9 protein-coding genes, 1 tRNA gene and 1 pseudogene are annotated in these 14,232 nt (G+C 61.4%); 8 read left to right on the top strand and 3 right to left on the bottom strand.

The window, feature by feature from the left end; genetic code table 11:
• Positions 1-251 (bottom strand): annotated as a pseudogene (locus tag AKU94_RS20485) (IS110 family transposase); the annotation flags it as partial.
• 164 nt (positions 252-415) lie between these two features.
• Between AKU94_RS20485 and AKU94_RS14380 the strand changes: the two are divergent.
• The 3 genes from AKU94_RS14380 (at position 416) to AKU94_RS14370 (ending at position 2,785) form a co-directional block, all read left to right on the top strand.
• On the top strand, positions 416-1,492 hold the full coding sequence (locus AKU94_RS14380; protein ID WP_050527947.1) for an NAD(P)/FAD-dependent oxidoreductase: 1,077 nt from the start codon (positions 416-418) through the stop codon (positions 1,490-1,492).
• Between the two features lie 107 nt (positions 1,493-1,599).
• Positions 1,600-1,938, top strand: a complete 339-nt coding sequence (locus AKU94_RS14375) for a carboxymuconolactone decarboxylase family protein (RefSeq protein WP_050527946.1) — start codon at positions 1,600-1,602, stop codon at positions 1,936-1,938.
• Between the two features lie 58 nt (positions 1,939-1,996).
• Complete coding sequence (locus AKU94_RS14370) at positions 1,997-2,785, top strand: glycoside hydrolase family 25 protein (RefSeq protein WP_050527966.1); 789 nt, start codon at positions 1,997-1,999, stop codon at positions 2,783-2,785.
• Here the strand turns inward: AKU94_RS14370 and AKU94_RS14365 are convergent.
• Together AKU94_RS14365 and selD are read right to left on the bottom strand one after the other, a co-directional pair.
• Positions 2,782-5,280: a GcvT family protein gene (locus AKU94_RS14365; RefSeq protein ID WP_050527945.1), complete on the bottom strand. Its 2,499-nt coding sequence runs from the start codon at positions 5,278-5,280 to the stop codon at positions 2,782-2,784. The genes AKU94_RS14370 and AKU94_RS14365 overlap by 4 nt on opposite strands.
• A 123-nt stretch (positions 5,281-5,403) precedes the next feature.
• Entirely contained in the window at positions 5,404-7,596 is a 2,193-nt protein-coding gene (gene selD / locus AKU94_RS14360; RefSeq protein WP_050527944.1) for a selenide, water dikinase SelD, read from the bottom strand.
• 143 nt (positions 7,597-7,739) lie between these two features.
• Here selD and rpoN point away from each other — a divergent pair, with 143 nt between their 5' ends.
• The 5 genes from rpoN to AKU94_RS14335 all read left to right on the top strand — a co-directional run bounded on the left by rpoN (position 7,740) and on the right by AKU94_RS14335 (position 14,232).
• Complete coding sequence (rpoN, locus tag AKU94_RS14355) at positions 7,740-9,020, top strand: RNA polymerase factor sigma-54 (RefSeq protein ID WP_050527943.1); 1,281 nt, start codon at positions 7,740-7,742, stop codon at positions 9,018-9,020.
• A 78-nt stretch (positions 9,021-9,098) separates the two neighbouring features.
• Complete coding sequence (locus AKU94_RS14350) at positions 9,099-11,102, top strand: hydantoinase/oxoprolinase N-terminal domain-containing protein (protein ID WP_050527942.1); 2,004 nt, start codon at positions 9,099-9,101, stop codon at positions 11,100-11,102.
• Positions 11,103-11,176: 74 nt separating this feature from the next.
• Positions 11,177-11,253 (top strand) — tRNA-Met (locus tag AKU94_RS14345).
• 187 nt (positions 11,254-11,440) lie between these two features.
• Positions 11,441-12,430: a hypothetical protein gene (locus AKU94_RS14340; RefSeq protein ID WP_157056556.1), complete on the top strand. Its 990-nt coding sequence runs from the start codon at positions 11,441-11,443 to the stop codon at positions 12,428-12,430.
• Between the two features lie 137 nt (positions 12,431-12,567).
• Positions 12,568-14,232, top strand: coding sequence for a Na/Pi cotransporter family protein (locus AKU94_RS14335; protein ID WP_050527941.1), 1,665 nt, complete (start codon positions 12,568-12,570; stop codon positions 14,230-14,232).

Genomic DNA, 14,232 nt, shown 5'->3' with positions numbered 1-14,232 from the left:
ACGTAGGGTTTGACGTATTGCGGGGCGATCAGCTTGACATCGTGACCAAGTCCGGAAAGCTCCCGGCTCCAGTGATGCGCACCTGCACAGGCCTCCAGGGCGATGATACAGGGCTCAACCCGACCGAAAAACTCCAACACTCGGCCTCGCGGTAAAGCCTTACTAAAAACCTTCGATCCGTCCTCGGCCGCTCCATGTGCGTGAAATGAATTCTTGGCAATATCCAGCCCAACAATGCTAACCTTTTCCATGGGCGCTTCCTCCTCGTAGCAAGTTTCGACACCGCTACCTTGGCACAAAGATGCCGTGAGGGGGCGTCCACCCCATCAAGGGGGGCCACCCCTTCGGGATATTTTTTTCCATAACGCCTTTGACGGGGCTTTTCTTGTCGGCTTGCCCGTGTCAGGTTCGCGCTATGGAATATGATTTTTTGATCATCGGCGGCGGCATTGCGGGGGTGTCCTGTGCCGCCAGATTGGCGGGCGCAGGCTCGGTTTTACTGCTGGAGGCCGAGGAGGCCTTGGCGCATCACGCCTCGGGCCGCTCCGCCGCCCTTTATGAGCCGCATTATGGCTTGGCCCCCGTGGTCGCACTGTCGATGGCCTCGGGCGCTTATTTCCACGGCACCAAGGATTTGCTGACCCCGCGCGGCATTATGATCGTCGCCAAAGCCGAAGAACGCGCCGCCTTTGAGGCCGACGCCGCAGTTATGGACCTATCGCCGGTATCCTTTGACGCGGCACAGGCCGTGGTCCCGATATTGAACTCCGAAACCGTGGCCCATGTGGCGGTGGCCGAACATGCCTGGGACATTGACACCGATCTTTTGCTGCAAGGTTTCGCGCGCGAGGCACGCAATGCGGGCGCGCAGATCCTGACCAAAGCGCCGGTGACTGCGATTGCCCGTGAGGGGGCGGGGTGGCGTGTCACCTCTGCCAAGGGGCATTTCACGGCGCGGGTTCTGATCAACGCCTCGGGCCCTTGGGCCGATGTGGTGGCGGGTATGGCTGGGGTGCGCCCCTTGGGCTTTACCCCGCTACGCCGGTCGATGGCGCGTATTCCCGCCCCTGGTGGCCTTGATGTCAGCAAATGGCCGATGATCTTTAACGCAGGTGAGACTTGGTACGCCAAACCCGACGCCGGCGCGTTGATTGTTTCGCCGGCCGAGGAGGACCCAAGCGTGCCGCATGACGCCTTTGCCGATGATATGGTGCTAGCTGAGGGCCTTGCCCGATATGAGGAAATGGTGACCGAACCCGTCACACGCCTGCTCGCAAATTGGGCGGGACTGCGCACCTTTGCACCCGACCGTGTGCCTGTGATCGGCTTTGATACCGAGGTGCCGGACTTCTTCTGGCTGGCGGGTCAGGGCGGATACGGGTTCCAATCCGCGCCCGCAGCCTCAGAACTGGCCGCCGGTTTGCTGACCGGCACCCCCTGCGGGATCGACCAGGATATTATCGCCAGCCTAAGCCCTGCACGTTTCATCTGAACGCGGCGTTTTCGCCAAAACATATTCTAAACTTGATATATGTCAATGCGCTGCGCCCTACCCTATGCCACCTCTGCCCCAATGAAACATTGAGCGGAGCCTAAGGCATGGATTGGAAATCGAAAAACGCAGAAATGCGGGATCATTTGCGCACAATGAACAAGGCCATCCCCGAGGTGACCAAAGGCTTTGGTGTCCTCTCCAAAGCCGCCAAAGAGGCACAGGTTCTTGACGTAAAGACCTTGGAATTTGTCGCCCTCGGGATCGCGATTGCTGACCGCTGCGAGGCCTGCATCGGGTTCCACGTCGAAGCTCTGGCCAAGGCGGGTGGCACGCGCGAGGAATTGGGCGATGTCTTGGGCATGGCGGTGCAAATGGGCGGTGGACCGTCATTGATGTATGCAGCCAAGGCGCTGGCGGCATGGGATGAGCTGACGGCCGGCTGATCACCGATTACAGATGACAAATAGCAAACCGGCTGTCAGATTGGCAGCCGGTTTGCTTATGGGCAGGTGCGGCGTGCGGATACTCTTTGGCATTTTGGCGTTATTCTTGGCGGCTTGCGGCGGCGGGCAGCCCGCGCCAACGGCGGTTTTTACCGCGAACACCGCCCGTTTTGGTGATGCCGATCCGCATGACTGGGACGGGCGCGCGCCTGAAACCTATGCCGTGCATGGGATCGATGCTTCACGCTGGCAGGGTGCAATTGACTGGCCCAAGGCGCAGGCAAATGGCGTATCCTTTGCCTTTTTCAAAGCGACCGAGGGCGGTGACATTGTTGATCCCGCCTTTGACGCTTACTGGCGCGCGGCAGGGCGGGCCGGGGTGCCGCGCGGAGCCTATCACTATTTTTACTTTTGCCGGCCCGCGATCAAACAGGCTCGCTGGTTCATCCGCCATGTTCCGCGCAGCGCGGGCGCCCTGCCGCCGGTGCTGGATATGGAATGGAACGCCCATTCGCCAACCTGCACCAAACGCCCGGATGCCGCCCATGTGCGCCGTGAGGCCAAGCTGTTCATGGATGCGCTGACGCGGCATTACGGCCAACGGCCGATCCTTTATACTACGGTGGATTTCTATGCCGACAACCAGATGGGCCGCATGTCCGGCACCGAATTCTGGCTGCGCTCGGTCGCGGGGCATCCGTCCAAAACCTATCCCGGGCAGCACTGGACGTTTTGGCAATACAGCGGCACCGGCCTTGTCCCCGGAATTTCCGGCAAGGTCGATCTGAACGCCTTTGCCGGAACGCGGGCGGACTGGGCGCGCTGGCTTGCGCGCCGCACGCGTTAGCCGTCCACGCGGATGCGGGCGTTTTTGGGATCAAAGGGGCTGTCCTCGACCACCTCGGCGTCCCATTCCTGCAACTGCATTTTGACCTTCAGCTTGGTGCCGACCTCGGCCAGTTCGGGGGGGACATAACCCATGCCGATCTGTTTGCCAAAGGCAACCGACCACCCACCCGAGGTCAAACGACCCACCTTCTTGCCATCTGAAAACAGCGCCTCACGGCCCCATGGGTCGGCATCCACCGGCCCTTCGATCAGCACGGTCACACATTTGGCACGGATGCCGGTGTCGATCATCGCCTGCTTGCCCTGAAACGCCTTGGACAGGTCGATAAAGCGGTCCAACCCCGCCTCCATCGGGGTGGCGTCGCGGCCCAATTCATTGCCAAAGGCGCGATAGGATTTTTCCTGCCGAAGCCAGTTTTGCGCCCGCGCGCCGACCAGCTTCATCCCGTGTTTCTCACCCGCCTTCAGCAAGAGATCCCACAGGTAGCGGTTCATCTCGATCGGGTGATGCAGCTCCCAGCCCAGCTCTCCGGTATAGGCGACGCGGATGGCGTTGACGGGACACATGCCCAACTCCAGCTTGCGGGCGGTCAGCCATGGGAAACGCTTGTTCGACAGCACGCTGTCGGGGTCGGCATCCCTGACCACCTCGCGCAGGATCTTGCGGGCATTGGGACCGGCCAGCGCAAAGACACCCCATTGGCTGGTCACATCATGGATTTCCACCGGCGCGCCGCCGCCTGCCATGAAATCCTCGGCCGATTTGCGCAGATAGTCGGCGTCATAGGCGGTCCACGCCCCCGCCGAGACAAGGTAATAGTCGTTCTCGCCGTGGCGCACGATGGTATATTCGGTGCGCGTCGTGCCCGTAGGCGTCAGCGCATAGGTCAGGTTGATCCGGCCGACATTGGGCAGTTTGTTACAGGTGAACCAGTCCAGAAACGCCGTCGCCCCCGCCCCCCGCAGGCTGTGCTTGGTAAAGGCGGATGCATCGATCAGCCCCGCAGTTTCACGCAGGGCTTCGGCCTCGGCCAGCGCGTATTGCCACCATTCCCCGCGCCGGAAACTGCGCGAATCGTGATCGAAATTCGCGGGCGCATCAACGGGACCGTAATAGTTCGGACGTTCCCAGCCGTTGACCTGACCCATCTGTGCGCCAAGGGCGATTTGCTTGTCATAAACCGGCGTCGTGCGCAGCGGGCGGCAGGCGGGGCGTTCCTCATCCGGATGATGGAGGATAAAGACGTGGTCGTAGCATTCCTCATTCTTGCGCATGGCATATTCTGTGGTCATCCAGTCGCCATAGCGGCGCGGATCGAGCGAGGCCATGTCGATCTCTGCCTCACCTTGCGTCATCAACTGCGCAAGGTAATAGCCGGTCCCACCCGCCGCCGTGATGCCAAAGCTGAACCCTTCGGCAATCCACATATTGCGCAGGCCCGGCACCGGACCCACCAGCGGGTTGCCATCAGGCGTGTAACAGATCGGCCCGTTGAAATCATCCTTGAGGCCGACATTTTCCGAACTGGGCAAACGGTGGAGCATCGACATATACTCCACCTCGATCCGGTCGAGGTCGAGAGGGAAGAGGTCAGCACGGAAACTGTCGGGGACGCCATATTCAAACCGTGACGGCGCGCCCTTTTCATAGGGACCAAGGATCCAGCCGCCGCGCTCCTCGCGCACATACCATTTGGCATCGGCATCGCGCAAAACGGGATGTTCGGGGTTGTTCTTGCGGTATTCCACCAGCATCGGGTCAGGCTCGGTGACGATGAACTGATGTTCGACCGGAATCGCGGGGATCTTGATCCCCAAGAGCTTGGCCGTGCGCTGTGCATGGTTGCCGGTGGCGGTGACGACATGCTCGGCGTGGATCTCGAAACTTTCCTCGGAAGGGATCAGATTGCCACCCTTATCCACCATACGGGTGCAGCTTACGATCCATTCCGATCCGGTCCAGCGATAGCCGTCGACCTGAATTTTCCGCTCGATCGTGGCGCCGTGCTGACGCGCGCCCTTGGCCATCGCCTGGGTCACATCGGCGGGGTTAATATAACCGTCTTGCGGATGGAAAAGCGCGCCCTGAAGGTCATCGGTGCGCAACAGCGGCCAGCGTTCCTTGATCTGGGCGGGCGTCAGGAACTCGTGATAGACATCCGCGCTTTCGGCCACCGCCGAATAGAGCATATATTCGTCCATCCGTTCCTGACATTGTGCCATGCGCAGATTGCCGACAACCGCAAAACCTGCGTTCAGGCCGGTCTCTGCCTCCAGCGACTTATAGAAATCGACCGAATATTTATGGATATGGGTCGTCGCATAACCCATGTTGAACAGGGGCAACAACCCCGCCGCATGCCAGGTGGAACCGGAGGTCAGCTCATCCCGCTCTACCAGCATCACATCCCAGCCCGCCTTTGCCAGATGATAGGTGATACCATTGCCAACGGCACCCCCGCCGACGACCAAAGCTTTGACATGCGTTTTCATTCAGCGGCTCCCCTGTACGGTTTTCCCTATCAATGCCCGATTGTGGCGGGCAGGGGCAATATCCGCCGACGCTTGACGGATAAAAACGACATGGGTGGAATTTGAGCCGCAAAAATCCGCGTATCAGCCCGTAACCCGCAACATCACCGGACCGTTTCCGGTATGCCCGATGAGGGCCGCCGGTTCGCCCGCCTCATGCAAGGCCGCCAGAACCTCGGTGGCCCGCGCGGCCGGGACCGTTGCCAAAAGCCCGCCTGCGGTTTGCGGATCAAACAGCAAGGCCGTGCGCGCATCATCCGGCGCCGCGATCCGCCCGACACAGGCCGCGCGGTTGGCCGGTGCCCCGCTAGAGGCGATACCAAGCCCTGCAAGGGTTACGGCGCCGTCAAGAAAGGGGATCTGGTCAAGTTGCACATCAGCCGCAAGCCCCGCCCCCTCCAGCATTTCCAGCAGATGGGCGGCAAGGCCAAAGCCGGTCACATCCGTCATCGCGGTGGCATGGGGGGCAAGGCGTCTGCTGGCTGCGCCAAGCGGGTGCTGCATCGAGGCATAGCAGCCCGCCACAGCCTCCCCCAAGAGCATCCCCTTGGCATTGGTCGCAGCCATCTCGGCGGCAAGGATGGTGCCGGTACCGATGGGTTTGGTGAGGATGATCGCATCCCCCGCGCGGGCCGAGGTTTTCAGGATCGGCTTGCCGACAAGCCCGGTGAGGGAAAAGCCGATGCTCAACTCGGCGCCGATGGTGCTGTGACCGCCCAGAATATCGGCACCCGCCGCCGTGAACACCTCGGCCGAGGCGGCAAGGATCTCGGCCAGCATATCGGCCTGAAGCGCGGGGCCGAGGCGCGGCAATGTGATCTGCGACAGGGCCGATTGCGGCGTGGCCCCCATTGCCCAGATATCGCCCAGCGCATGAATGGCCGCGATCCGTGCCATCAGCGCGGCATCATCGCTAAAGGCGCGCAGATGGTCAGTGGTCAACACCTGCATCCCCTTGCCCACCGATATGATCCCCGCATCATCGCCGGGACCGGACAGCACATCGGCCCGCCGCGGCGCAGGCAACGACGTCAGCGCCCCGCGCAAGGTCTCACCCCCGACTTTGGCACCACAGCCGCCGCAAAGAGGCTTCTCGCCCATCACCTCGGCCAGCCCTTCCACCGCGCCCTTTGGCAAAACGGGCTGCTCCATCGCAGGATACGCCTCAAATTTCGCCATGAATTTGCGGTCGATCCGGTCCTTCCAACGCCACAGCCACGCGCCCTCCAGCCGCAAACCCAGCTTGTCGGCCACCGCCCGTTGCCCGCCCATGGATATCAGCTTGAGGTAATCACGCTGCGGGCGGTAACGGCGCAAAGGCGCGCCCGAAAGGCTGGCCCGCAGGTTGTGGAAAAGGATCGGCGCCTGACGTACGGCAAAAACCCCGGCCTTGGGCCGCGGCGCATACCCCATATGCGCGCAATCGCCGACGGCAAAGATGCTCGGGTCACTCGATTGCAGGGTGGGGTTGATGGTCACGAAGCCGTTGTGCAAGGCCAACCCTGTATCTGCCAACCACGGTTGCGGCTGTGATCCCGCTACCGAGAGCGTGAAATCGGATGGCAACACCTGACCATCCGCCAACGTCACCGACCCTTGCGCCACCGCCGCAGGCGTAGCCCCGGTTTTGACCACCACCCCATGCCGCGCAAGTGCTGCAAGCAGTGCCTTGCGCGCGCCCTCGCCAACATTGGGCAGGGCTTTATCCTCACGCTCCAACAGGGTGATACTGGCTTTGCGGCCCGTTCGGGCCAGCCGGTGCGCTGAGGCCATGGCCAGCTCTGCCCCGCCAACCCCTGCGCCGATGATAACCAGATGCGCAGCCTCGGGGGCGCAGGCCAAAAACGCCTCCCACCCTTCGGCGTACCCGCCCAAGGGTTTGGCCGCCAATGCGTGATCCTCAAACCCCGGCAGATCAGGCAGGGTTGAGGCAATACCGATATCAATCGAGGCCACATCATAGCGCAAGCGCCGCCCGTCTGCCAAAACCGCCTGCTTGGCGTCCCGATCAAGCCCCACAGCACGGCCCATGATCACCCGTGCCCCCGCAAAACGTGCAAGGCGGATCAGGTCGATCATCATCACATCACGCGGATAATGCCCCGCGATATGACCCGGCAACATACCCGTATAAGGGGCCACAGGGCCGGGGTTGATCACCGTAATGCGGCTACCCGCTTGCGGTGCCATCCCCCATTTGCGCAACACCAGCGCATGCGCATGGCCCCCGCCGATCAACAAGACATCGCGCATTTGTGGCCAGAAGGGGCTTTGCATCCGGGGACAACTTTCACTTTTCAATCATTGGTGCTGCAAACTAGCCGCCCGTCGCACAAAAGGCGATGGGGCCTGCTGCCACAGTTGCGTGACCGCATATCCCCGCCTAAAGTGGCGGCGGTATCATCTTGGAAAGACACACAATGTCCCGTCAGGTCCAGCGCCTCTCCCTGACCCAGAAACTGCAATTGAACATGCCGCTTGCCACCTCTATCCGGGTGCTACACCTCGATGCCAGCGGCCTGACCCGTTATCTGGAAGAAGAAGCCAAAACCAATCCCCATATCACCCTGACCCCTCCTGCTCCCGAGACAACCCCCTGGTTGCCCCGCTGGACCGCCGCTTTTGCCGCACAGAACGCGGGCGCCCCTCACGACATCGATATGGGTGCGCAGCTGCAAACCGCAGCACTCGGGCTGATCGCCCATGTTACCCAGCAAATCTCTCAGGTCACCCGAACCCCTCGCGAACGCGAAATCGGGCTTTGCTTCATGCAGGCGCTGGAGCCCTCGGGCTGGCTGGGACGGCCGCTTGGCCCCTTGGCACAAGAGGCCGGTTGCAACCTTGAGGAGGCACGTCAGGTCCTGCACCGTTTGCAAGGGATGGAGCCGACGGGCCTTTTCGCGCGATCCTTGGCGGAATGCCTCACGCTACAAGCAAAAGAGGCGGAGGTTTATGATGATGTGATGGCCTGCATCTTTGACAATCTGGACCTGTTGGCCGAGGGCCGTTTTTCCGCGCTTGCAAGAATATGCGCAGTGGAACAGGAGGAGATCACCCAACGGCTGCGCATCATTCGCGGATTTGACCCCAAGCCCGGCGCGCAGTTTGGCATGGTGTCAACCCTTGTACGCGAACCTGATCTGCTGGTCACCCGCGACAGAACCGGCTGGCGCATCAGCATCAACCGCGCGGCGCTGCCAGATGTGACCGTCACCACCCGAGGCCCTTCTGACCCTGTCGCCCTGACCAAAGCCCGCGAGTTGCTGCGCGCCGTCAACAGCCGCAGCCAGACGCTGCTGCTGATCGGGCAAGAGGTGCTGACACGTCAGGAGGCCGTCTTGACATATGGATTGGAGGCCCTGAAACCCATGGCGCTGCAAGACGTGGCCGAGGCGCTTGGCCTGCACATCAGCACCGTCAGCCGCGCCGTCGCAGGGGTCAGCGTCGATACGCCACGCGGAACGATCTGGTTGCGGCCGCTCTTTACCGAGGCCGTGGGCGGTGAGGCCGCCGGTGCCGTCCGCGCCCATCTGCAACGGATGATCCAGCAAGAGGATACACGCGCGCCGCTCAGCGATCAGGCCTTGGCCGACAGGCTCTCGGAAAACAACGCGCCCATCGCGCGGCGAACGATTGCCAAATATCGCGCTATGCTCAACATTCCGCCCGCGCATCGTCGCAAACGCATCACATTGACATGACGGGCGGTCTTGCGGCGCAATAAGCTGCGCAAACCGTGCCAAACCACCCTAGACAGCATAGGCAGGATGAGGAAACCAATGGCGATTTTTCTGGGCGTGGATACCGGCGGGACCTATACGGATGCGGCTTTGCTGGAGGCCCAAACCGACCGCATCTTGGGCACGGCAAAATCCCTGACCACCCGTCACGACCTCTCGCTTGGCATCGGTCGCGCGGTTGATGCCGCTCTGCAGGATGCGGGGGTTATGCCTGCTGATGTGGCAATGGTGTCACTGTCCACCACGCTTGCGACCAATGCGCTGGTCGAGGGGCAAGGCGGGCGTGTGGCGCTGGTCTTTATCGGCTTTGACGAGGGCGATCTGGAACGAGGCGGGCTGGCCGAGGCCTTGGGCGGGGATCCGGTGCTCCGCATTGCCGGGGGTCATACACATGCCGGTGCCGAGGCCGCCCCACTGGACCTGCCCGCGCTTCGGACGGCTTTGGCCACGCATAGCGTCATGGGCTATGCCGTGGCCGCCCATTTCGCCACCCGCAACCCAGCGCATGAGCTGGCCACCCGCGACATGATCCGCCAGATCACCGGCCGCCCTGTCACGTGCTCACATGAGCTGTCGGCAAATCTGAACGGACCCAAACGCGCGTTGACGGCGGTGCTGAATGCGCGGCTGATCGGGATGATCGACCGGCTGATAACCGCCTGTGAGGGCCATATGGCCCGCGTGGGCATCACGGCCCCCCTGATGGTCGTGCGCGGCGACGGCGCGCTGATATCGGCCGCGATGGTGCGCGAACGGCCGATCGAGACGATCCTCTCCGGCCCCGCGGCATCCATTGTCGGCGCGCGCTGGCTGACGGGGGTCGGTGATGCCTTGGTCGCCGATATTGGCGGCACCACCACCGATATTGCAATGCTACGCAACGGCCTGCCCGAAATTGACCCGCTTGGCGCGCGGGTCGGCGGGTTCCGCACCATGGTAGAGGCCGTCGCCATGCGCACCAGCGGCCTTGGCGGCGACAGTGAGGCCCATCTGATTACCGAAGGGCTGGAAGGGGGCTTCACCCTTGGGCCGCGGCGCTTGATCCCCGTCGCTTTGCTGGCGGTGGATCATGGCGCGATGGTGCATGACGCGCTGGATCGCGCACTGCGCGGCACCGCTGTGGGCGAATACGACGGGCGCTTTGTCCTGCCCACGAGGTTTGAGGCAGAGGGCCTTTCCCCGCGCGAGGCCACGCTTTTGGCCCGCGTCACCGCGCCGATACCGCTTGGTCAGGCGCTGACCTCGCGGTTGGAGGTTGCCGCACTGGACAGGCTGGTCGCACGCGGGCTGGTGATGCTGTCGGGGATCACGCCCTCTGATGCCAGCCACGTTCTGGGCGGGCTGACCGATTGGGACGGAACAGCGGCAGAAAAGGCGCTGACCCTCTTGGCGCGGCGACGGGGTGGCAACGGTATGCAGATCGCGCCCGATGCCAAAACCGTCGCCCAAGCCATCATCGACCAGTTGACCGCACAAACCGCCACCCACCTGCTTGAGGCCGCCTTTGCCGAGGATCCCCGCTTTGACGGCGATGATACTGCCGCCCTCGCCCGCCACAGCCTGCTGCGCGCCGGGCTGGAACAGCATCGCGGCGCGATAGAGATCTCGGCTCGGCTTGGCGTGCCCGTGGTCGGGCTTGGCGCATCGGCGCCCTATTACTACGGCGCTGTGGGTAAACGGCTGGGGGCAAAGATGATCCTGCCCGAACATGCGGGCGTGGCCAATGCCATCGGTGCCGTGGTCGGACAGATCAGCCAGCGCACGACGGGGCTGGTTACCTCAGCCGGAGAGGGGCAGTTCATCGCACATCTGCCAAGTGGCCCCAAGTATTTTGACAATCAGACCGCCGCAATGGCCGCCATGCAAGATGCCCTGATCACCGAGGCCACAAACCGCGCCCGCGCCGCCGGTGCCCACGAGGTAACTCTGACCACGACACAGGACCTGCAAAAAGCCACGGTCGAAGGCCGTGCCATGTTCGTCGAGGCCACCCTGACAGCCACCGCATCGGGACGTCCGCAAATCACCCGCACAATGTCATAGCGACCCTTTCCGGTCGTCGCGCACCGATTTCCTCTTGACGGCCCGCGCCAGCGCCCCTAATCAGCCCCCCAAGTGGCGAGGTAGCTCAGCTGGTTAGAGCACACGACTCATAATCGTGGGGTCGGGGGTTCAAGTCCCCCCCTCGCCACCACTTTCCCCGTAAATGTCAGAATCCATAGCCCGTCTGACGGAATTTCTGTGAAATTTACCGTTGCGTAATCAAACCGCTGCACAACGAGATTGGCGGGGTGTCCCCATGGGCACCGCTTTCAATCTCTGGTCGCCGCTTTATGCTGATAACAAAACAAAACCGGTCAATGACGCAAATGGGGCACAGCATGGAGGACAAGCGGCAATTCAATATTGTCGCCGTGGGTCAAAGCGGACGTTTGTCCTTTGAGGCGGTCTTGTTGGCCGCAAGCCTGCGCGCGACCAATCCCGATTTTACCGGACGTCTTTTGATTGCAGTGCCACAAGCCGGACCGCTTTGGCCGGATGATCCCGCCATTCAGGACCCAGATATTTTGGCGCTCTTGGCCGCTTTCGGCGCCGAGATCATACCATTTGAAAACAGAATCTTCGGCGCCTCATACCCCTATGGCAACAAAATCGAATGTCTGAGCGCCCTGCCGGATGAACCCTTTCTTTTTCTTGATACCGATACCGTCTTTACCGGGCCGCTTGCATCCATCGGGTTTGATTTTGCCAAACCATCGGCATCGATGAAACGTGAAGGTACCTGGCCGGTGTTGGAGCTTTACGGCCCCGGCTATACCGAGGTCTGGCGCGCGCTTTATGACCGTTTCGGGCTGGATTTCGAAAGCAGTCTCGATACCAGCCAACCTGATGAATACTGGAATCGCTATCTCTATTTCAACGCAGGCTGGTTCTTTCATCAAAGCCCGCAGCAGTTTGGCAGTCGTTTTGCCGAATATGCCCGTGCGATCCGCGATGAGACCCCGCCCGAGCTTATATGCCAACCCCTAAGCCCGTGGCTCGACCAGATCGCCCTGCCCTTGGTCGTTCACAGCTTTGGCGGCGGCCGACCGGGGGAGGCGCTAGCCGGGTTGGACGGCGATGTGACCTGCCACTGGCGCACCATGCCGCTGTTTTACGCCCGCGAAAGCGACCGTGCCGTTGAGGTTGTGGAACAGGTTCTTGCACCAAACCCGATCAAGAAGGTGCTTAAGGAATATCTGCCGTTCAAAAAGATGGTCTACCAAGGAAAAGGCCGCGATGTGCGCGCTTTGTTTGATCGCAACGACCTGCCAAGACGTGAGCAGCAGATCCGCAACAAAATCAAGCGTGAGGGGCTTTGGGTTCGTTAATCGCGATGCAAAAGCGGGCTTATGGCCTCGGTTCACACAGCTTTTACGACCGCGCCCTGAATTTTACCGTTTGTCCAATGGACGGCGGGCATTCTATGTGAAATGACGCCCTCTACTTAAAACAAAGGACCCTGTTGATGCTGCCTGTTGCCTTTCTGATCCACCTCGCCGGGGCTGTCCTGCTGTTGCTCTGGGCGGTTCGCATGGTGCGCACGGGGGTGGAGCGGGCGCATGGGACGCGGCTGAAATCCGCCCTGCGCGGGGCAAAGGGCGGCACCCCGCAAATGGCACTGGTGGGAATGATTCTGGCCGTGGTCCTGCAAAGCTCTACGGCGGTGGGGATTCTGGCGGCGGGTTTTGTGACCTCTGGGATTTTGACGGTCGGCACGGGGATTGCGGCCCTCTTGGGGGCTGATCTCGGCTCGGCCTTGGTGGTCAAGATCCTGTCCTTTGACCTGTCGGGCCTGATCCCCTTTCTGCTTTTGGTCGGTGCTACGATGTTTTTGAAATTTGAGGCACGAACCATCCGGCAAACCGGGCGAATCGTGTTGGGCATCGCCTTTATCCTGTTGTCCTTGCAGATGGTCGGCGACGCGACCGAACCTTTGCGCGACTCTGCCTTGATGCCGGGGATGATGGCCTATTTGCAGGGTGATCCCCTGACCGCCTTTCTGGCGGCGGCCGTGATTGCATGGGTTGTGCATTCCTCGGTTGCGACGGTGCTTTTGTTCGTGACCTTTGCCAATAGCGGGCTGTTGCCGTTGGAGGTCGCCGTGCCAATGGTGCTGGGTGCAAACCTTGGCGGCGGGATTATTGCCGTTTGGCTGACCCGCGGGATGGAGGTAGAGGCCCGCCGTATTCCGCTTGGCAACCTGATCTTTCGCGGGGTGGCGGCAGCGGTCGTGTTGACTGTTTCGCAAATTGTCGAAATCCCGATCACGCTTCTGGGCGGGTCGGAACCGGTGCAACTGGTCAATTTCCATCTTGCCTTCAATCTGGGTCTTTTAGTGCTGGCCCTGCCCTTTGTGCGGCCCATGGCACGGCTTACGGCAGCCTTGCTGCCGGATTCTGCCGCAGAAGCCGCTGCGAATGATGCCACCCCCACCGTCAGCATGCTTGACCACGCGTCGGTCGATAATCCGCGCATCGCACTTGCCAGCGCCAAGCGTGAGCTGTTGCGCATGGGGGAAACGGTCGCAACAATGTATCATCCCATCATGGAGCTGATGGACGGCGGCAGCCCCGAGCAAATCAAACGCGTGCGCGCGCTGGATGCACAGGTCAACCGCAAGCACACTGAAATCAAGCTCTTTGTTGCACAGGTCCAACGCGGAAAATTAACCGAGGCAGAGGCAAAGCTTGGCAATGATCTGACCGAGTTTTCCATCAACCTTGAATATATCGGGGATATCATCACCAAAAGCCTGCTCAACCTTGCCGAGGCACGGACCAAAAAAGGGCTGCGTTTCTCGGCCGAGGGCTGGTCCGAAATGTGCAATCTTCACAGTCGGGTAGAGGCGAATTTGCAACTTGCCCTGAATGTTCTGGTCTCGGGCGATGTGGAAAGTGCGCGCCAGCTGGTCAAGGAAAAGGAAATGATGCGCAAGCTGGAGCGTGAAAGCCATGACCGCCACCTCGAAAGGCTGCGCAACGGCCATTCCGATAGTGTCGATACCTCTGACATTCACCTCGAAACCGTGCGGGCCTTCAAGGAAATCAACTCTTTGCTGGTGACGGTGGCCTATCCGATCCTGACCGAAAGCGGGCATCTGCTGCAAAGCCGTCTGGCACAACCGGAATAG

It is taken from the genome of Pseudorhodobacter aquimaris (genome assembly GCF_001202025.1).
Classification (GTDB): Bacteria; Pseudomonadota; Alphaproteobacteria; order Rhodobacterales; family Rhodobacteraceae; genus Pseudorhodobacter; species Pseudorhodobacter aquimaris.
The sequence above is the reverse complement of the archived record's forward strand: the minus strand, read 5'-3'. Positions and strand labels throughout refer to the sequence as shown.

What these genes read in the sequence shown, in the direction of transcription:
- selD (WP_050527944.1), bottom strand. Translation starts at nt 7,596, where the DNA reads ATGCAAAGCCCCTTCTGGCCACAAATGCGCGATGTCTTGTTGATCGGC.
- AKU94_RS14365 (WP_050527945.1), bottom strand. Translation starts at nt 5,280, where the DNA reads ATGAAAACGCATGTCAAAGCTTTGGTCGTCGGCGGGGGTGCCGTTGGC.
- AKU94_RS14380 (WP_050527947.1), top strand. Translation starts at nt 416, where the DNA reads ATGGAATATGATTTTTTGATCATCGGCGGCGGCATTGCGGGGGTGTCC.
- rpoN (WP_050527943.1), top strand. Translation starts at nt 7,740, where the DNA reads ATGTCCCGTCAGGTCCAGCGCCTCTCCCTGACCCAGAAACTGCAATTG.
- AKU94_RS14370 (WP_050527966.1), top strand. Translation starts at nt 1,997, where the DNA reads ATGGGCAGGTGCGGCGTGCGGATACTCTTTGGCATTTTGGCGTTATTC.
- AKU94_RS14375 (WP_050527946.1), top strand. Translation starts at nt 1,600, where the DNA reads ATGGATTGGAAATCGAAAAACGCAGAAATGCGGGATCATTTGCGCACA.
- AKU94_RS14340 (WP_157056556.1), top strand. Translation starts at nt 11,441, where the DNA reads ATGGAGGACAAGCGGCAATTCAATATTGTCGCCGTGGGTCAAAGCGGA.
- AKU94_RS14335 (WP_050527941.1), top strand. Translation starts at nt 12,568, where the DNA reads ATGCTGCCTGTTGCCTTTCTGATCCACCTCGCCGGGGCTGTCCTGCTG.
- AKU94_RS14350 (WP_050527942.1), top strand. Translation starts at nt 9,099, where the DNA reads ATGGCGATTTTTCTGGGCGTGGATACCGGCGGGACCTATACGGATGCG.